18 protein-coding genes are annotated in these 18490 nt (G+C 39.4%); 1 reads left to right on the top strand and 17 read right to left on the bottom strand.

Features of this window, described 5'->3' with window-relative positions:
• Positions 1 to 369: 369 nt before the first annotated feature.
• The 17 genes from AN214_RS11290 to AN214_RS11210 form a co-directional block, all read right to left on the bottom strand.
• Positions 370 to 576 (bottom strand): DUF3732 domain-containing protein, encoded by a 207-nt coding sequence (locus AN214_RS11290; RefSeq protein ID WP_054979828.1) that lies wholly within the window; start codon positions 574 to 576, stop codon positions 370 to 372.
• Positions 577 to 586: 10 nt separating this feature from the next.
• Entirely contained in the window at positions 587 to 1096 is a 510-nt protein-coding gene (locus AN214_RS11285) for a hypothetical protein (RefSeq protein ID WP_054979827.1), read from the bottom strand.
• A 568-nt stretch (positions 1097 to 1664) separates the two neighbouring features.
• Positions 1665 to 3095 carry a hypothetical protein gene (locus tag AN214_RS11280; RefSeq protein ID WP_152960757.1) on the bottom strand — a complete coding sequence of 477 codons (1431 nt, stop codon included), beginning with the start codon at positions 3093 to 3095 and terminating at the stop codon, positions 1665 to 1667.
• A gap of 135 nt (positions 3096 to 3230) precedes the next feature.
• The gene (locus tag AN214_RS11275) at positions 3231 to 3689 is read right to left on the bottom strand and encodes a GNAT family N-acetyltransferase (RefSeq protein WP_054979825.1); all 459 of its coding nucleotides are present in this window, start codon (positions 3687 to 3689) and stop codon (positions 3231 to 3233) included.
• Between the two features lie 147 nt (positions 3690 to 3836).
• Positions 3837 to 4943 carry an aspartate-semialdehyde dehydrogenase gene (gene asd / locus AN214_RS11270; protein WP_054979824.1) on the bottom strand — a complete coding sequence of 369 codons (1107 nt, stop codon included), beginning with the start codon at positions 4941 to 4943 and terminating at the stop codon, positions 3837 to 3839.
• Between the two features lie 213 nt (positions 4944 to 5156).
• Positions 5157 to 7883, bottom strand: coding sequence for a TonB-dependent receptor domain-containing protein (locus AN214_RS11265; RefSeq protein ID WP_054979823.1), 2727 nt, complete (start codon positions 7881 to 7883; stop codon positions 5157 to 5159).
• A gap of 77 nt (positions 7884 to 7960) precedes the next feature.
• Positions 7961 to 9562, bottom strand: a complete 1602-nt coding sequence (locus tag AN214_RS11260; RefSeq protein ID WP_054979822.1) for a hypothetical protein — start codon at positions 9560 to 9562, stop codon at positions 7961 to 7963.
• A 262-nt stretch (positions 9563 to 9824) separates the two neighbouring features.
• Positions 9825 to 11123: a lipopolysaccharide assembly protein LapB gene (locus tag AN214_RS11255; protein ID WP_054979821.1), complete on the bottom strand. Its 1299-nt coding sequence runs from the start codon at positions 11121 to 11123 to the stop codon at positions 9825 to 9827.
• Between the two features lie 52 nt (positions 11124 to 11175).
• Positions 11176 to 11778 (bottom strand): energy transducer TonB, encoded by a 603-nt coding sequence (locus tag AN214_RS11250; protein ID WP_054979820.1) that lies wholly within the window; start codon positions 11776 to 11778, stop codon positions 11176 to 11178.
• A 2-nt stretch (positions 11779 to 11780) separates the two neighbouring features.
• On the bottom strand, positions 11781 to 12191 hold the full coding sequence (locus tag AN214_RS11245; protein WP_054979819.1) for a biopolymer transporter ExbD: 411 nt from the start codon (positions 12189 to 12191) through the stop codon (positions 11781 to 11783).
• 32 nt (positions 12192 to 12223) lie between these two features.
• Positions 12224 to 12751, bottom strand: a complete 528-nt coding sequence (locus AN214_RS11240; protein WP_010559199.1) for a MotA/TolQ/ExbB proton channel family protein — start codon at positions 12749 to 12751, stop codon at positions 12224 to 12226.
• 1 nt (position 12752) lies between these two features.
• On the bottom strand, positions 12753 to 14117 hold the full coding sequence (locus AN214_RS11235) for a MotA/TolQ/ExbB proton channel family protein (RefSeq protein WP_054979818.1): 1365 nt from the start codon (positions 14115 to 14117) through the stop codon (positions 12753 to 12755).
• A 12-nt stretch (positions 14118 to 14129) separates the two neighbouring features.
• Positions 14130 to 14891, bottom strand: coding sequence for a DUF3450 domain-containing protein (locus AN214_RS11230; RefSeq protein ID WP_054979817.1), 762 nt, complete (start codon positions 14889 to 14891; stop codon positions 14130 to 14132).
• A 355-nt stretch (positions 14892 to 15246) separates the two neighbouring features.
• Positions 15247 to 15756, bottom strand: a complete 510-nt coding sequence (locus AN214_RS11225; RefSeq protein WP_010559202.1) for an RNA methyltransferase — start codon at positions 15754 to 15756, stop codon at positions 15247 to 15249.
• Complete coding sequence (locus AN214_RS11220) at positions 15756 to 16256, bottom strand: YcgN family cysteine cluster protein (RefSeq protein WP_010559203.1); 501 nt, start codon at positions 16254 to 16256, stop codon at positions 15756 to 15758. Before AN214_RS11220 ends, AN214_RS11225 begins: the two co-directional genes overlap by 1 nt.
• Positions 16257 to 16357: 101 nt before the next feature.
• Complete coding sequence (locus AN214_RS11215) at positions 16358 to 17338, bottom strand: lytic transglycosylase domain-containing protein (RefSeq protein ID WP_408002961.1); 981 nt, start codon at positions 17336 to 17338, stop codon at positions 16358 to 16360.
• Between the two features lie 35 nt (positions 17339 to 17373).
• Positions 17374 to 17652 (bottom strand): YcgL domain-containing protein, encoded by a 279-nt coding sequence (locus AN214_RS11210; protein WP_010559205.1) that lies wholly within the window; start codon positions 17650 to 17652, stop codon positions 17374 to 17376.
• Positions 17653 to 17788: 136 nt separating this feature from the next.
• Here AN214_RS11210 and minC point away from each other — a divergent pair, with 136 nt between their 5' ends.
• Positions 17789 to 18487 (top strand): septum site-determining protein MinC, encoded by a 699-nt coding sequence (gene minC, locus AN214_RS11205; protein ID WP_054979815.1) that lies wholly within the window; start codon positions 17789 to 17791, stop codon positions 18485 to 18487.
• The last annotated feature ends 3 nt before the right edge of the window (positions 18488 to 18490 follow it).

Here is an 18490-nt window from a genome sequence, read left to right as displayed (position 1 = left end):
TATTTTTTATAAAAGTAGACGAGCCAAGCGAAGTCTGAGCGTAGCGAGGATACTTATATAAAATAGATTCAAACTTTAATACCCATAATGTACGTTATGTTAAATTAGATGTTTTATATGTTTAGTAATATATTGCCTTTACTTTTTCATGGTGATTCTCGCGAGAACTCAGAATAACGCTCTATTCTGAGTTACTCAATTTATTCTTAAATGTTAGTATAATGTTGCAGGTTTTAATACATAGAAAAATATATTAACTAATAAATGGATCGTAGAATCGTGTATTCATATAAATTAGTACGAACTAGGATCCAGTTGAAAGTAACTGCTTAAAAGGTTTTAGAGTCGCACGCGACTACTAGTAACTAACTAAAGATCATCAATCCAGTCCATTGGAACTAGCTTAATGCCGTCCCTCCATTCTTCAACTAAATGGCCATTTTCGAGTTGGCTAACTAGGTTAGACGGAGCATGATTTAGTACAATAATTTGCATCTTATTGCTTGTTTTTTTAATAGCTTCGCTAAATACGTTAAATATTTTTTGTACTTGGACAATGTCTTCGTCTTGCTCCATAAATGTAATATCAACCAGAAGCTATTTTGTCTTCGCTGCATTCATGCGTAACAAAAATTTCAATATAACATTTACTGTCATTATCTGAATTGGACAACATTACATCAGGAGTAAAACCTGTTTTCTTATCGTATAGCTCTAAAAAAGCTTCATTAAACAAACTTCTGATGTTGTATTTAGCTTCAGTTAAACTTGTACAACTAATACTGTCATCTTGTAGAAACGATTTCTTCTTGCTTTTGCAAATGATGGTTCTTTCTAATATGAGAGCTATAGGATCTATAGACTCTTTAAACCTTTTATAAAAGGCATTTTTTGCAGCATTGTGTAGGTAGCTCTCGTAACTGCAAGTCGCATTGTTATGACGAAAATGATGCTCTTTAACTTTACCTTTAACAACTATCATTTCTTCACAGCAACCAGGGCAAGTATAAGTTCTGTGTTTTACTGCATTTGATATATGAGTCAACACACCAGAATAATCATTTGCATAAGTGTATTGCGCAGAAGAAACCGCCATTAACTACTCTTCCATGTAATTTGTATTTCTTTTTAAAACTAATCTTTTCATTAAACACTTATTATAACAAGGGTAAAAGCTTCAAAATCACAATAAATTAGAGTCTAAACCTAGGGTAAACTTCAATTTAAACCATTGGTTATGTTATTGACCTCATTAATAAACATGCAAGTCTCCCGTTAATAATGCCCCATTTTTTAGTGTAGAAGGTATGCGCTTCTGTTTTCTAAATTACACTATAAGAACAAGTCAAAAACTAAACTATTAATTGTTAGTTTTTTGTAAGTATGTTTATTCTGAGATTAGAATGTCGAAACCGTTTAATTATGAGTTAATTGGTAACTTATTGAATGACTGTCTATCTAATTCTGAACTCTCTTAGGAATCACCATTCAGTTCTACTTTGCTTTACGTTATGACGTCTTTGCAAACAAGTTAGCCTGCTTAAAATTTTACGTGTTGCATTTGATTCCTTGATTACAGCTAACGAGTCTATAAATGATATTTAGAACGAGCAATCAATGTAACGTTGTTAATTACCTAACGAACTCTTAAAAACATACTCACATTATAATGTATTTGCTTTAAGTGATTTTTCCATTACATCTTTAGTGATGTTGTTGTTTCTGTGGTAGCCAACGATGCGCTTTACGTTGAGTTTTTCTTGTAAAACAAACTTCATAAATTGATGGCTATAGCTTGGTAGCAATTTTGCTATGGTGTTGTCGTTAGCAACTTCTAAAAAATCGGTTTGGAAAATAATGCCTGCATTTTTAAAGTACGCAAAGCTTTGCCTTTTTGCGCGTGCGTTTTCTAACACAAAAAACTGTATGTCATACATTTTCTGACCATGTGTAATTATTGAAAACTTAAAACGTGAAATATCATTTTTAAATTTCACATACTGCTTAATGGCACTTATGGTGTAGTTATCGGCATAAACTGTTGCGCCATTGTCTACAAATGGCAATAAGCCAGCAATATGATCGCTATATGGGTGTGTTACATATACGCCTGTAATAGTTTTATTTGGCTGAACTTGTTTTATTTTTTCAATGATATCAACTGCCATATCGGCATTTCTAGGTACACCTAAAACAGTAATATCATTATTATTTACATAAAATAATGTATTGTGATGATTGCTGTCATTAGTAATTAAATAAAGATTGTTAGCAATGGAAGTTACTTTAAGCGCCCTATTATTTGGGCTTTGTTTAAGGTAAAACCCTTGTGGTAAAACGAGCTTTTCAGGCTCTATTCTATCTATCGTATTAAACGCTTCAATTCGTGTAATAAAGCTCGGTAACGTGTCGCCGTTATAATGCTTAATTAGTGAATGCGCTAAGTAAAAACCATTATTGTATTTGTAGTCATCGTAAATAAAAATGCGATCGCGTTTTTTATTATTAATTGAGCTTAATCGTATCGGATTTGTGCTAAACGTATATTCTATTTCACTTTTTTGTGAAGCGTGGTGAGTAAGAGTGACTTTATTATTTGCTTTTGAATACACTACATTTTGTTCAACGTTTTGTTCTTCTAGCAATGGATTCACTGCAAAAAAATCAATATTCATCAAAGTAAGGTTTTTATAACGCTCATAACTTTTCATATTCTGCGTCGCTGCGCGTTTACCTAATGAAATACCGTTTCTTTCGTAGCGTAAGCTGTGTCTATCATTTTGAAAATGCACCTCATCAAAATACAAACCTCCAGTGTAATGATGCACAACATTTTGATAATAATGTTCGTTTGTCATATCAATGTCGGTTACTTTAAACGCCTTATAGCGAGTCGGAAGCTTAAAGTCCCATGACTGATACGGGTTACTTTGCCCTAAATAACTGTGTGTTAAAGAAAATGCTTTAATTGAACGAGTACTTTGGTAATGCTCTTTTAATTCCTTTACAAACTCAGTAGCATTATTTGCATATGCTACCTGTGTAAAATTAAATAATAGTAACGCTGAAGCAAAAATAGTTAGGTAGGATTTCAAAGTAAATTCCGTTTTTTTTACACGCATCGTTGCGAGTTTATTGTTATTAGCACCTTACTATTGCACAGCTTTTAAAATAATTAAATCACTAATGAGCTAGTCCCAATGTGTTAACGGGTTAACTGCGATATGGAGTTATAGGGTAAAGGTCATGGGTATATCTACCATACCGTCTCTATTACGTATGCCTGACAGTCGTTTAAATCCAAAGGATAAATAAATACTTTCAGCAGTTATAGCTGAGTTAACGGTAAACTGCTTCGTATTATTGATACGCTCTGCATCATGTTTTATGGTTTGCCACAAGGTTCTAGCGAAGCCCCGCCCTTGGTGGTTATCACAGACAAATAAATGATAGAGGTGATTATAATTTTTTAGCCCGGCAACACCGATTAGTTGTTTATTTGCGTTTTCTGCAAGCAAATAATAGTAGTCACTTTGTAGGTTTTGTTTTACCTGTTCGGAACTCATTGAACTCAGTAATAGATCGTGAGTCTTACTTTCACATGATGGTAATACGTGCTTTACCGTTAATCTACTTATCAGTTCACTTATGGCTACAGAATCTTCAAGTGTTGCCTGCCTTATCAACATACGAGTTTCTAATTTAGAATAGGTAAAAATTTATTTAACATATAAACAAGTACTTAGAAAGTAAATTATACGTTTAGATATATACTTTTTAAATTTAAAATACAAAAAAGCCACCCGCAGGTGGCTTTAAACAATAGCTGAATAATATTAATCAGTAATGATACGTAACATTCTACGCAGTGGCTCCGCAGCGCCCCAAAGCAGCTGATCACCAACCGTGAACGCACTTATATATTCTGGGCCCATCGATAATTTACGAATACGACCAACAGGAATTGATAATGTCCCGGTTACATTAACTGGCGTAAGTTCTTTACTTGTTACTTCACGCTCATTAGGTACAACTTTTACCCACTGATTATGTGACGCTAAAATTGATTCAACTTCTTCAACAGAAATGTCTTTTTTCAATTTAATTGTCATCGCCTGTGAATGACAGCGCATCGCGCCAATTCTCACGCACAATCCATCAACTGGAATAGGCTGCTTATTACTACCTAAAATCTTATTTGCTTCAACTTCAGCTTTCCATTCTTCTTTACTTTGACCTGAAGGCATTGGCACATCAATCCATGGAATTAAGCTACCTGCTAACGGCACACCAAATTGATCGGTGGGTAAACTATCTGATTTGATTTTTTCAGAGACCAGTTTATCCACTTCTAAAATAGCCGATGCAGGATCTAGTTTGTCGGCTACTTCGTGATGAATTTCACCCATTTGCGCAATGAGTTCTTTCATATTACGTGCGCCTGCGCCCGATGCGGCTTGGTAAGTCATTGGGCTTACCCACTCAATAAGGTCTTGCTCAAACAAGCCACCTAAAGCAAGAAGCATAAGTGAAACAGTACAGTTACCGCCAACAAAGGTTTTAACCCCCTGCTCTAACCCTTGTTTAATTACATCAAGGTTTACGGGATCTAATACAATAATACTGTCATCAGCCATACGTAGTGCAGATGCAGCATCAATCCAGTAACCATTCCAACCAGTTTCACGTAATGCTGGGTACACAGCTTTGGTATAATCGCCGCCCTGACACGTGAGTACCACGTCCATTTTAGCCAGCTCATTGATGTCGTTTGCCTCTAACAATGGTTTTGCGTCACCTGCAATATCAGGCCCAAGTTGGCCGGTTTGTGAGGTGGTGAAAAAGGTCGCATCAATTTTCGTAAAATCACCTTCTTGTTGCATACGCTCCATTAATACGGAGCCAACCATACCACGCCAACCGACTAAACCAACTTTTAACATAATTCTAATTCCTAAATAAAATGTAATAACTTTGATGCGTGAGAGTTATTAATGTTCTACAAAGTGCAGAAATTTGAATCTATCATTTAGACTTCTAGAAATCTACCGTGTAAAAGGCTTTGTTGAATAAAAATCATAAAAAAAAGCCCAACCGAAGTTGAGCTTTTTGGCTAGGTAAATTAATACGCTAGGTTTAGTTGAACGTCTATGTTGTTAGAACTCGTATGAGAAGTCTAAGCTGATTTCCGTTGGCATTTCTTTTTGACGAATTAATACGTCATTTTGCTCAACTTCAAAGTCTTGACCTAACAGGTTTTTAACTTTGAACGTAATCGTTGAGTTAAAGTTTGGATAATAACTATATACAAGGTCTAACGAGTTGATTGGTTGCTCGTATGCATCGTCAAAGTTATTAACACCAGCCGCGAGAATACGGTCGCCAAATACATTGTAGATAACGGACGCTTGATGATTACCATTATGAGAATCATAGTTAAGCTGAACGTTTGCAACGTACTTAGAGTGACCTGTCATTCGGCGTTTAAGGTTTGTTAAATCGCCGCGCTGACTCTCTAAAATAGTTACTTCTGAATCACTTACCGTTAAGTTACCTGAAGTAAAGAACGCACCACCTAACATATCGGCACTCAGTTCTGTCATCCACTCAGCTTCAATACCGTAAACAACTGCGTTGTCTGCGTTATCAAATTGCAGCGTAAAACGACCATCACTTTCAGTAAGTAGCGCTTCAATTGGGCTATCAATGTCCTTGTAGAACGCACCAATTGAGTAGTTATCGCCGTTATCTAGGTAAAATTCCACACGCGTGTCAAAGTTATCAAGGTAACTTGACTCTAGGTACGGATTACCAAGGGTACGATAATCAGTAAGTGGGTCTTGATATTGAACAGGCGTAAGTTCACGTAGGTCTGGGCGAACAACCGTGTTGCCGTAACCAAAACGTACTTGGTAGCTTTCTTGACTGTATGTCATAGAAAGTGATCCGAAGTAGTCGTCTTCCATTACGGTCGCTTGTTCAATTGCTTCGCTGCTTAGCTTATCTTCAAGCAATGCAGGGTCAAATGCACTTCTTGAAAACGCTAACGCAACTTGACGGAAGTCTTCATAACGCACACCGCCACTTAAACGCCAGTTGTTATTAATGGTGTAATCGAATGCACCAAAATATGCGTCAATCATTTGCGCGGCTAAGTAGTCATCTGCTGTTGGCTCTTGGAATAATAGCTCAACATCTGTGTTATCTACTGTGCTGTCGTTACTGAAGAAACTGCCAATGTTTAATGCATCATCTTCACTTTGAGCCAGTTCTACTTGCTGAGTTTGTGCAAAGCGGTAATTAAAGAAATCAGTGCGATAATCACGCGCTTTTTCTATAAAGTAACCACCACCTGAAAGCTCAATGTCAGAACCATCAAAGTAAAATACCTTGTTTACATTTACGCCCCAGTTTTCAACCTGATCTTCCATATCAACAAAGCGATATAAATACGGGTTACCACCGAGTGAGCCATTATAGAAGGTACGTTGGTATTGGCCGTCTTGATACGCATCGCGCACTGTGATTTCAAGTTCACCTGGAATTTCAGTCGTCGCCGTTGAATCGGTATAATGCCAATCTACACCAACGCCATCTAACAAACTCCATGTTAAGTTATGTTGACCGCGAACTTGAAGAATATCTAATTCACGCTCTTCAAATGACGTTGTATGACTGCGCTGAACTTGACCATCATCAATACTTAATGATTTTGATGGCTCTTGATAAATAGCAACTGACGCTTCGTCTTCTGTATCACGAAGTTTCATGTATGTTGCCGTTAATTCATGACCATCAAGTTTATAACCTAAATTTAAAGAGGTATTTAGCTTGATATTATTTTTGGTAGTTTGCTTTTCATTTTTAGCAGAATAACAGGCAAAAGTTTTTGTAGAACACTGCGCTGCCTTGGCTGCATCGGCTGACGATAATACGGCACCAAACTCATTTGAATTAGACCACTCATTGTCATATGCAACGCTTGCCAAAAAGCCAAGCGACCCGCCAAAACCCAATACATCGTCAAAACGGTCACCATAAACTGCTTTAATGCCAAAATCTGGATTTAAGCTTTCTTCTTGTAATCCATAATCACGTGGCAGTGCTTTAATCAGATCTTTGTTTAACGCAATCGCAGCGTTTTGACCGATATCTTCACCAAGCGCTTTTGACTCAATATCACGAATGTTTCGAATAGAAATATCCGATAAACCGTTAACATAACGATTAAGTGCAGCACGCACCGTGCCAGGCATAGCACGTGTGCCGTCGTCGGTACCTAACCAATCATCGCTGCCACCTTCGTAGGTGTAACCTTCATCATTGGTGTCTTTATAGCTTGCACCGATATCCACTTTAAACACGCGATCATCAGGAATACTTTTGGTACGAATATTTACATCACCACCACCAAAAGCCGCTGGCATATTTGGTGAATAAGCTTTTTGCACTGAAAGTGATTCAATAATGCTTGATGGGAAGATATCAAGTGGAATGACGCTACGCGTTAAATCTGGGCTCGGTACAGATGCGCCATTTAAACGAACGCTCGAGTAACGCTCACCTAAACCACGAACATAAATAAATTTATCGTTTACTAAGCTTAAACCTGTTACACGACGAAGCGCTGATGCAGCATCTGAGTCACCGGTACGTGAAATTTGCTCAGCTCCCATAATGTCGGCAACGAAAGCTTGGTTTTTACGCTCTTCAATTACTGCACTTGCACTGCCTTTTAAACGGCTTGCGGTTGCAACAACTTCTTCAATTTCCTTTTGTACTTGTGGTTGTTCATTTTCATCTGCTATTGAGGAAAATGACGAAAACGCACAAAGCACCGAAAGCGTAACTAAATTAGCTTTAAACTGCTTTTTTGGTTTCATTATATAATCCTCTAAACCTATAGTTTTTATAAAGAGGTGTGGCTAACACCACACCTAAACTCACTACTTGGCTTAGATTAGTGACCAGCGCGCTCTAGCGACGCTTTAACAAATTCTGCCCAATCGCCTGTTGCACCTTCTTGAATTGCGCCAACAAAACCGGCGTTATCAAAGAACGGATTGACTTCGCTCATGTCTTTTGCAACAACTGTCACAGCGTTGCCGTCTTTATCCATAATTGCCGATTTAGTAGACACGCCATCTGCTGCAAAAATGTTTTCAAAGTTAGCAAAGCCAATCGTTTGGTTGTTGTTACCTGCCGCAAACCACGCTGCGATATCGAAATCAGCTAATTCACCCGTTAACGGAGTGTCAATTTCTTCAAAGTTAAGACCACATGCAAAAATCGCGCTTTCAAATGAAATATCGCCATTTTTCGCGTTTGCATGAACACCCGCTGCTCCTGATAAATCTTTATCGTTAAATAAATCTAAACAGCCTGCTCCCGCTTCTGTAGACGAGTTGGCAAACAGGATATTTGCCATTTGTACTTTACCCCATTCTTTCATTTCCATGCCTGCTCCGTCACGGCGGCCTTCTGCACCTGCAGATCCAGTTGCAACAACCGTTGCGTTAGCAATAATTGGGTTTGATACTGTTGTTACTAAGCCTTGGCCATCACCTGAAAGCGGATCTTTTTTCGCACCGTCAGTTTCAAAGCCGTGGTTACCGTATTCTTTTGAGTGAACAAGGATGTATTGGCCCATGCCTTTCCAGCCCTCATCCCAGTCAATACCGTCATCGCCAGTTTCTGTTACAACAATGTGCTTAAGGTTCACTGAACCACCGAATAGCTCGATACCGTCGTCGAAGCCGTTGTGAACGTGAACGTAATCGATTGTCGTGCCAGAACCTACAGCATTAAGCGTTAAACCGTTAAGTTCATCACCTTCAACACCAAAACCTGCGTATTTGATAACAATATGCTTTAAAATACCGCTGTCGTCTTGTGGGTCGTTACCGCCATAATAAGACACGATACCTTCTGCTGGGTGGTTACATAGGTCTTGGCTTGCAGCGTCTGCAGTACAACGAATTGAATGACCGCGACCATTTACTTGAATACCACCCCAGTCACCAATTTGTGCTGTGGTTGAATCATCGCCATCAATCTCTGAAATAGAGGTAAATACGATTGGCTTGTCTACTTCACCAATTGCTTCGATATTTGCACCACGTGCAATACGAATAAAGCTTTCTGGCTTAGTGAACGCGATAGTTGCGCCCGCTTCAATTGACAGTGTTGGACCATTATCGTCAATGGTTGCGCCCGTTGACGTATCAATGTCTTCACCAATAAATAACGCGCCTTCGAAGATATGTGCGCCGTTATCTTCAAGCGCTGGGATTACGAAAGAGCTTGTGATGTCTTTTGCGTTACTTGCAAATGCTTGGCTGTAAACACAGTTTACGCCGTCTACTTCACCTGTGAACGATGCACCGTCAAGCGTATACGTTGCACATGAAATTGGGTCTGGATTTGAACCACCTGGGTTTGTTACAGAGTTGTCTACGCTGTTATCGACTGTAGTTGGTGTAATATTGATATCGCCGCCACAACCTGCAAGAGTAAGTGCTGATGCAACCATGCTCACTTTAAATAAACCAGAAAGTTTCATTGTTTTCTCCGTTGATAGTTTTTAAGCTTTTTCGCTTTTTATGTGCGTGTGCACTAATTTAGAACTGGCTCTAAGTTAGAGGGTTTATGTGTCAAATGGGTTACACTTACTTAACATGTGCGTGACAGTTTCTTTTCAGATTTCTTAAACACTACGAACTTACACGTATACATGAGTTGTTTTAAAAGTGTTTGAAATACAAAGAAATAAGGGACCATGAAGGTCCCTTAGGGTTGATTACAAATTTATTTTGATAGGTATGTTACAAATAAGCCTTGGCTAACGTGTCTTTATCAAGTTTTTCACGTTTCACATATTGCAGCCACTGGGCCGCTAAGCGTTCTGACTTTTTGTATTTTTTAGCTTGCTCAAATGCAAGGATAGCTGCATCGAAGTTTTCGAGATTGTATTGCGCCATTCCAAGCGCAATATAGGCGTTTGATTCTTGCTTTAAACTACCTTTATTTAACGCAGCACGTGCCGAATCAGCCGCTTCATCAAATAATTCTAAGTTTAAATACACTTCTGCTAAACGGCGATCATATTCACCAGTATCAGTTTGTTTTGCAGCCGCAATAAAATACGGCACCGCTTTTTTATCTTCTCGCGCTTGGATGTAGGCTTCTGCTACAAAGATTAGGTTCTTTGCTGATTTTTCGATATTGCCTTTTTCAAACCCAAGCTCCATCGCGTTTGCTGCTTTGTAAGCAAGACCTGAATACATGTATATTTGTGCCAGATTTTTAAGCTTAGTTGCATCATCCAAGAAACCACGTTGTTTTGCTGTTTCAATCAGTGCTAGTTGCTTATCGTCCTGGCCTACTTCGCCGTACATGCCAGCCAGCTGTACCCAGTATTCAGGTTTGTCAAAACGTAGCACCATTTCTTCTAGTACACGTACCACTTCGTTTGGTTGGTTTAGCGAATAGTGAGACGCACGCAGTAAGATAAACCAGTTTTCTTTTACGTCTTTATTATCAACTTTGTTAAGGTTAATCGCGGTATTAATGTATTTAATTGCGCTTTGGTAATCCTTCGCTTGATAACTAGCGTTGGCTTTAAGCTCATAATAGTTTGCCTGTGGCGGTTTGGTATTAAGCGACTCCCAACTATCAAGATAACTCAGCACTTTATCGAATTGGCCTTCAGCCATTGCTAATTGCGCTAGCGAGAAAATGGTATTGAGCTTTAAACTTTCTGGGATCGGGTCTTGCTTTACTACATTTTCAAATGCAGCCATAGCCTCACTAACACGGTTTTCGTTGTAATAAATAAAACCGTAAAAGTTGTACATCATGGCTACTTCATAGCTATTCATGCTTGAAGATTTCTTTTGGACAATATCCAGTGCTTCAAGGCCTGCTGCTACATCGCCGTCGTCAGCCAGTTTTTGTGCACGGGCTAGTTGCGTATACACTTTATTGCGAAGAGCTGGAACACGTTTGGTTTTAACTTCTTCAGCAGATACTGATGCAAACTGTGTCTGGAACATCGCGTCGCTCATTGGCGCGCCAAATACACAACCAACTAATGCAATACTAATTAAATTTCTTTTCAACATTGTAATTCAACCTAACTATTTAAAGTGTTAGCGGGACGTTCCCGCTAACAAACTACCCATTAATTTGGAATGTAATTTTGTTTTGTACACCCGCTACTTCAACGGCTTCACCGTTAACAACGCGCGGTTTGTATTTAAACTTTAGCGCGGCGTCCATTGCGGCACGGTTAAAGATTTCTTCTGGCTCCGCTTGTATTACACGCGGCTCGCTTACAGTGCCAGATTTAGTTACGGTAAATTCAACAATAACGTAACCCTCAATACCGCGGCTTAACGCTCTACGTGGATAGACAGGTGATACCTTAACAATTGGTAGGTATTCACCATCACCCGAATCAAGCGCAAACCCAGCAGCTAAATCAACATTGGTGTCAACATTGGCAGAAAAATCAAAATTACTCGCTGTATCAGTGCTTTCGCTGCTGCTCGCTTGTGGCGCCATTGGCGGTGGTGGCTCTTTTGGCTTTGGCGGCTTTTGCGGCTTACGTTCTTTCTTTTGTACAGTCTCTTCTTGTTTAAGACGGACAAAATCAAGCACGTTGCCTTTTACCGGTTCACTTGCCACACCATCACCACTTTGAATTAGCGCCTGCATGCCGAAAAACAACAACGCAGTTACAACAATCGCGATTAAAGTGGAAATTAAATAACGCATTGTTACGCTTCCTGAGCCGCAATTGATACGTCAAATACACCAGCTGATCGCGCCGCATCCATTACCTTAATTAAGGTATCAGTAGTGGCTTTTTTATCGGCTTGAATAACCACGCTGCCCTGCGGATTTTCTGCGTGTAAACGTTCGATATTAGCTTGAACCGCACGCACATCTACCTGGCGTTTGTTAATCCAAATTTCGCCTTTATCTGTTATAGCGACAAGAATATTGGCTCGTTCTTTTTGTACTGCTGTCGCCGCTTCAGGTCGGTTTACATCGATACCCGCTTCTTTTACAAAAGTGGCCGTTACAATAAAGAAAATCAGCATGATAAATACAACGTCAAGCATCGGCGTCATATTAATTTCTTCGTTTTCTTCTTCTTGAAATACATTTGCTAATGGTGCTCTCATTACTAGCTCCTAAAATTCGTTTAAAATTGGTGTTAGTGGTCTAAGACCAATTTATCGTCAAGTAGCGCTACTTCGCGCTTTGCTTTACGCTGTAAATACGTTGAGGCAAATACCCCTGATAACGCACCTACCATGCCTGCCATTGTTGGAATAGTGGCTTTTGATACGCCCGATGCCATTGAGCGTGCGCTACCCGTACCGGTAATTGCCATCACATTAAACACCTCAATCATGCCGGTAACCGTGCCAAGTAAACCAAGTAATGGACACAGCGCTACTAACATATTTATCATGGGTAAATTGTGATTTAGCTTTAAGCTAATACGCGAAATATTTGCTTGTTTGATTTGCTCCGCTTCCCAGCTATTGCGCTCTTCGCGTGCGAACCAGTTGGTGATCACTGATTTTTTACTTGAACGGTATGTTGTAAACAAAAACATAAAGCGCTCAATTACCAATAACCACATTGCGCAAATCAGGACTCCGATCACCAGCAGCACAGAGCCGCCGGTGTCTAGAAAATCGCGTATCGCGTTGATGAAGTCCGCAAAGATAACCATCTTACTGCGCACCTTTCTCACTGCGCTCAGCAATGATGCCTGCGCTTTGCTCTTGTAAAATTACCAGTAGGTTTTTAGAGCGGGTATTAAGTAGTGTGTAAATAAATACCGTAGGAATTGCCACAACAAGGCCTAACACTGTGGTTACAAGCGCGGTTGAAATACCGCCAGCCATTAGTTTCGGGTCACCAGTACCGAATAAGGTAATTGCTTGGAAGGTGTTAATCATACCGGTTACAGTACCGAGTAGACCCAGTAACGGTGCAACAACAGAAATGATTTTAATTAGCGTTAAGTTACGTGTAATACGCGGCATTTCACGTAAAATTGCTTCTGATAATTTGAGTTCTAGCGTGTCGTAGGTTACATCTGGGTATTGGTCTTTCACCTTCATTACACGGCCAAGTGGGTTGTCATCTGATGCAACGTCCGTTTTAAGCTGACGTTTGATTTTGCCACCCATAATCATTAGAGAAACGAAGCGTTCTAAGGCAATTAATAAACCGATTAAACCTACCGCTAAAATAACGTAGCCTACCGCTCCACCTTGGTGTACTTGCTCTTCAGTACTTGGCGCTTGAACTAATAAACCAAGGATTGAGCCACCTGTTGGGTCTAGGGCAAAATCAACAAAGCCTGAATTTGCTGCTTGTAAATCAGCTGCACTTGACTGGAAACGTGAAGCTGGTTGACGCGTCAATTCTGATAATGTGTTAGTGGTTTCGTTGTAAGTAAGGTATTTGCCATCTGCGATTAGGTTGAATGAACCAACACGTACCACTTCTTTATTTACTTTTTCGCCGCCTGCAACAATCACATCACGGTTAAAGCGCGATACTTTACCTTGCTCAGTCATTTCACGTTGTAATTCGAACCATACTTTTTCAATATCTTCGATTGACGCAAGTTTAGAACTCGAACCCATTTTTTGTGCAAGTTCACTTAAGAAAGCACCACGACCTGGCAATTCAGCAGATACGTTTGACGTAATAAATTTACTTTGTGTATCGCCCGCTACTTGCTGTAACACACCAAATAGTTCTTTTAATGAACCCATGCGCTTGTTTAGCGTTTCGCTCATATTCGCTAGTTTGATTTCATTTTCTTCAAACTGAGTTTCAAGACGCGTCGACGCAGAAATTAATCCATCACGTTCATTAATACGCGAACGTAACATAGCTGCTTGTTGATTATTTGCTTTAGCAAACTCAGCTTCGCGGCGTTGATTATCTTGTGATTGTTTATAGTTACCCTGCTCAAGTGTTTTTAACAGTGAATCAAGATCTACTGGCTGTGCTACAACTGCACTTGCTGTGAATAGCGTGCTTGCAGCAATAACAGATTTTACGAATTTCTTAACTAACATAATGGCCTCTAATTAAACTGCTTTAACAGGTAGCGTTAACATGTCTGGTGCAAGTTGCTTTTTAGCAATGCGAATTGCTTTATTGATTTGTGAAATATTGCTGTCTGGTAAGCGTTCAAACGACTTAGCGTCGGTATTCCATACACCCGCTTTTTTGCCATCTTTCGTTAGGTAAATAAGGTCAAGGCGACCAATACGTAAAAAGTCCACTTCACGCTCTTGGCCATCAACATCGATAAGACCGGTGTACGCTTCAATGGTACGACCATAGTCAACTTCGATTTGATAAGCTTCTAATACGCGGCGGAATTTTTCACTTGATGCTACATCTGCGCGGTCCATTAACTGCTTTAATGTGGCTAAGCGTTCTGCGCGCTCGTTTGGTAAGAAAGGCACATCTAATGCTACAAACTGCTCAAGTGAGGTGATCATCTTAAGCATTAATGGCGTAATTTGACGTTCAATAACCGATACTTGGTCAATTGATACGTTAATGTTGTCCATTTCTGTTAATTGATTTGCGATTTGTTTTTCTAGTTGCTTGTTATAAATCGTTAAACCATCAATCTCTTTATTAACAGTTTTAAATTGCTGTAGGCGACCTTGCATTGTGTCAGCAATTTTATCTATTTTTTCTTGCGACTTTTGTGCTGATTTATTAATTTTATCTGCGCTGTCGATCACAGGCTTAAGTTGATCATTAGCAACGGCAGTTAGCGAACATCCAACTAGCGCTGTTACCAATATCTTTCTACTAAACTTAGTTGTAAACATTTTATGTAACCCTATTAAATGATTGCGCATAGTCTAGAGGCTCAAAATGACACAAGGGTTTCATAAACATGTCATTTACATTACATGGCAGTAAATTTGAAATCTTTAGATGTTTTTACGTTATAAATCAATTGTTAATGATTTGTATTTTATCTCGCACAGGGATTCTGTTAACGAGTATGTAACCGTGATTTTTCATTGCCATGACAAAAAATCGTGTGCATTGTCATATTTCTTATATGGCTTTGAATGAAATAGATACGGCGAATTTGGTAAGCAGTAGAATGGTAATAATTGGTTTTGCGGCAAAAATACGAATTAATGCCGCATGTAAAAATGCGATTACTAGGACAAACTAGTTTTTCTTTTTAAACGTAACGCGATTATTGTTATCGCGATTTTGCAACAAAAACTCTCTTGAGTAGTCAGTGTTAGTAGCCTTTGCAAGTCTGTCGTATAAAACCACATTAACCGTTGCTGCAAGATTCATACAGCCAACCGTCGGTACATAAACAACATCATCGCAGTGCTTTAGTACGTCTTTACGAATTGACCCATCTTCAGGTCCTAATACATAAATGGCATTTTCGGGGTGCTCGAAATGCGGTAACGGTGTTGCCCCATCAATTAATTCAACAGCGATTATTTTAGTATCGGACTTAACAAGTGTTTCAATATTTTCAAGTGCACACAGTGGTATTTCATCGATACGCTGTTTTGTGTCGGTTGCAAATTTTTGCGCAAAACCATAACGATTACCTGTGTGATGAACCTTTTCAACGCCATAGCACCCTGCAGCTCGCATTACGCCACCCACATTTGTTGCGCTTTTAGGGTTAATCAGTACCACTTGTACCTTGCTCATTAGTCGTGGTCCTCTTTGGGCCAATCGGCAATGTAATCTTCAAATAAATCCATATCGATTTGGTTATCCTTCATTACACGGCCTTTAACGCTAATCCCCATACGATGCATTACCGCTTTACTGCCGTTATTTAAAAGTGGATGCCAAGACGCAAGGCCACGCCCTTCATGTAAACGACGGTAGCTACAACTTGGTGGCATAAAAAAGATATTATCAATGTTATCTTTGGTGAGTTTCACGCAGCTAGGCACTAACGATGTGCGGTTTTCATATTCTGTACAAAAGCATTTTTTAGTATCGAGATAGCGACACACAATCGCAGTATAGATAATCTCTTCGCCTTCGCGCAGTACATCGGTACTTTCAAAACTTTCTTCTTGTTCATCGCTATCAATAAAGGTGTGTAAACAACATTTACCGCAGCCATCACAAATGGCTTCCCATTCATCGTTGTTCATCTCTGCCAACGACTTTTTAAGCCAAAATTTATCTTCTAACATATGTGCCCCTAAATTTCAGGGCGACATTTTAAGCTAGTTGTGTAAGAAAAGCGAAAAGAAAAAGGTGCCAGATAAAACGACTGGCACCGATAAATAGGTGATTAGATTTTAGGGTAACCGATACGGTCGGATAAATAGCCAACTGAAGTCGCAAAATAATAAGAACGATTCCAATGCATTAGCGCCTTGTAATTGTCATACGCCAAATACATACGGCCATTTTTATCATCTGGCATTACAAGCGCAGCGGTAATACCAACATTTGGTAAATCAGTGCCATCAGTACGGCGAAGACCCAGTGCCTGCCAATCAGCTAGACCACGCTCTGATTTATTCCAATTCTCGAGCCATTGTTTGCGTGTACGCGTGCCGCGCTGCAAAATATGTTCACTATTAAACCCCTCAGGCAACACCACCTGGCGGCCCCATGTTAGTGAGTCATTCCAGCCCGCTTTTTTCAAATAGTTTGCAATAGATGCGAAGGCATCGAGCTTATTTTGCCAAATGTCTTTTTTACCGTCACCGTCGTAATCGACCGCGTAAGCATTAAACGACGTTGGCATAAATTGTGTTTGACCCATTGCACCTGCCCACGAACCTTTAAAGTGGTCAAGATCAATATGGCCTTCTTCTAAAATCGTTAACGCGGCCCAAAGTTGGCGCTTATACAGTGCCTCGCGACGTCCGTCATATGCTAACGTTACCACTGAAGAGATAACCGGATGCGAGCCTTGGATTTTACCAAAATTACTTTCAAGGCCCCAAAGCGCGACGATAAAACGCGCTTGTACGCCATACTTAGCGGCAATTTTTTCAAGCTCTGTTTGATTTTCTTTATATAGTTTACGTGCCCTATCTATCTTCCACTTAGGTACACGCTTTGGCAGATAAGTTTCTAACGTTTCTTTGACTTCAGGCTGATTTTTATCCGCTTTAATGACTTTTTTCTTAAACTTAACGGTTGCAAAGGCGTTATCAACGATTTTTTGTGAAAACCCTTTTTCAATTGCTTCCACTTTTAAATCTGCAACGTACTGGTTAAATTTTGCTTGCTCTTCATCTGCAAAGGTAGAGACCGAAATAAGGCTTGCTGTGATTAGGGCGAGTTTTTTAAACACTAGTCAGTGACTCCATTTTGTTTTCTAAATTCATCTAATAAACTTTCTTGTTTTGGCGGTAGCTGTAAATAAAATCCTTTTTCAGCTAATTCTTGCTTCACTTTTTCAAGGTCAGCCGTACCAAGTTGTTCACGTTTTGCTAAATTAATTAGCATTACAAAACTTGGTTGACCAAAAGTTGCCATTAAAGGTTCCGGAACTTTTGAAAAATCATCTCTTTTTTCAACGTACAGATAGGTATCTGCCTTTTTTTTACTTTTATACACTGCACTGAGCATTCAAACACCTTTTACTTCTTGCGTAACACTGCGTCACACTATACCATGGCATACACTAAAAGTGAGATAAATTGCGCTTAATGGCTGGATTCTTCTAAAAAATCAGCCTGTGATTTTTATAATAATAATTGAGATTATGTCGGAACAAATTTTTGAACTAAAAGGGAACCTTTTTACACTATCTGTATTGCATCTATTTAAAAACGATCTAGATAGTTTGATTAGTCAACTTGACGAAAAAATTGCTCAAGTACCCAAGTTTTTCTTCGGTGCGCCAATTGTCGTAAACCTTCAGTCTGTACCAAACGAACACATTGACTTTGCAAAGTTAAAGCAATCTTTAATTGACCTGCAGCTTAACCCAGTAGGTGTGTGTAACGGTACGGACGAGCAAAATACTGCCGCTAAACTGCACAAACTATCAATACTAAATTACAGTAAAGACCAAGCACCTAAAGCAAAACCACAATCAGCTGCAAATACATCAATTGTCGAAAAAGAAGTATTTGTACCCGCGCAAATTATTAGTGGCAATGTACGTGGTGGTCAGCAAGTTTATGCGAAGAACCGTGATCTCATTATTACAGGCTCAGTAAGTCCAGGCGCTGAAGTGATTGCCGATGGCAATATTCATGTTTATGGCACATTACGTGGCCGCGCTATCGCTGGTGCAAAAGGGCAAGAATCCGTTATATTCTGCCAAAAGCTTAATGCTGAGTTAGTTTCAATTAACGGAAACTACTGGCTGAGCGACTCACTGCAAGGTGAATCATGGGGCAATGCTGCATGTATTTCACTTGAAAACGAATCATTAAAAATTTCAGCTTTGGTTTAAAGG

The organism is Pseudoalteromonas sp. P1-9 (assembly GCF_001399975.1).
Lineage (GTDB): Bacteria > Pseudomonadota > Gammaproteobacteria > Enterobacterales > Alteromonadaceae > Pseudoalteromonas.
Note: the sequence above shows the minus strand (reverse complement) of the source record. Positions and strands in the feature narration are given on the sequence as shown.

Bases quoted from the DNA above. Each gene is read 5' to 3' on its own strand.
- AN214_RS11230 (WP_054979817.1), bottom strand. From the start codon at position 14,891: ATGTTTACAACTAAGTTTAGTAGAAAGATATTGGTAACAGCGCTAGTT.
- AN214_RS11210 (WP_010559205.1), bottom strand. From the start codon at position 17,652: ATGCTCAGTGCAGTGTATAAAAGTAAAAAAAAGGCAGATACCTATCTG.
- AN214_RS11285 (WP_054979827.1), bottom strand. From the start codon at position 1,096: ATGGCGGTTTCTTCTGCGCAATACACTTATGCAAATGATTATTCTGGT.
- AN214_RS11275 (WP_054979825.1), bottom strand. From the start codon at position 3,689: ATGTTGATAAGGCAGGCAACACTTGAAGATTCTGTAGCCATAAGTGAA.
- AN214_RS11220 (WP_010559203.1), bottom strand. From the start codon at position 16,256: ATGTTAGAAGATAAATTTTGGCTTAAAAAGTCGTTGGCAGAGATGAAC.
- AN214_RS11235 (WP_054979818.1), bottom strand. From the start codon at position 14,117: ATGTTAGTTAAGAAATTCGTAAAATCTGTTATTGCTGCAAGCACGCTA.
- AN214_RS11290 (WP_054979828.1), bottom strand. From the start codon at position 576: ATGGAGCAAGACGAAGACATTGTCCAAGTACAAAAAATATTTAACGTA.
- AN214_RS11255 (WP_054979821.1), bottom strand. From the start codon at position 11,123: ATGTTGAAAAGAAATTTAATTAGTATTGCATTAGTTGGTTGTGTATTT.
- AN214_RS11245 (WP_054979819.1), bottom strand. From the start codon at position 12,191: ATGAGAGCACCATTAGCAAATGTATTTCAAGAAGAAGAAAACGAAGAA.
- minC (WP_054979815.1), top strand. From the start codon at position 17,789: ATGTCGGAACAAATTTTTGAACTAAAAGGGAACCTTTTTACACTATCT.
- AN214_RS11260 (WP_054979822.1), bottom strand. From the start codon at position 9,562: ATGAAACTTTCTGGTTTATTTAAAGTGAGCATGGTTGCATCAGCACTT.
- asd (WP_054979824.1), bottom strand. From the start codon at position 4,943: ATGTTAAAAGTTGGTTTAGTCGGTTGGCGTGGTATGGTTGGCTCCGTA.
- AN214_RS11225 (WP_010559202.1), bottom strand. From the start codon at position 15,756: ATGAGCAAGGTACAAGTGGTACTGATTAACCCTAAAAGCGCAACAAAT.
- AN214_RS11250 (WP_054979820.1), bottom strand. From the start codon at position 11,778: ATGCGTTATTTAATTTCCACTTTAATCGCGATTGTTGTAACTGCGTTG.
- AN214_RS11265 (WP_054979823.1), bottom strand. From the start codon at position 7,883: ATGAAACCAAAAAAGCAGTTTAAAGCTAATTTAGTTACGCTTTCGGTG.
- AN214_RS11240 (WP_010559199.1), bottom strand. From the start codon at position 12,751: ATGGTTATCTTTGCGGACTTCATCAACGCGATACGCGATTTTCTAGAC.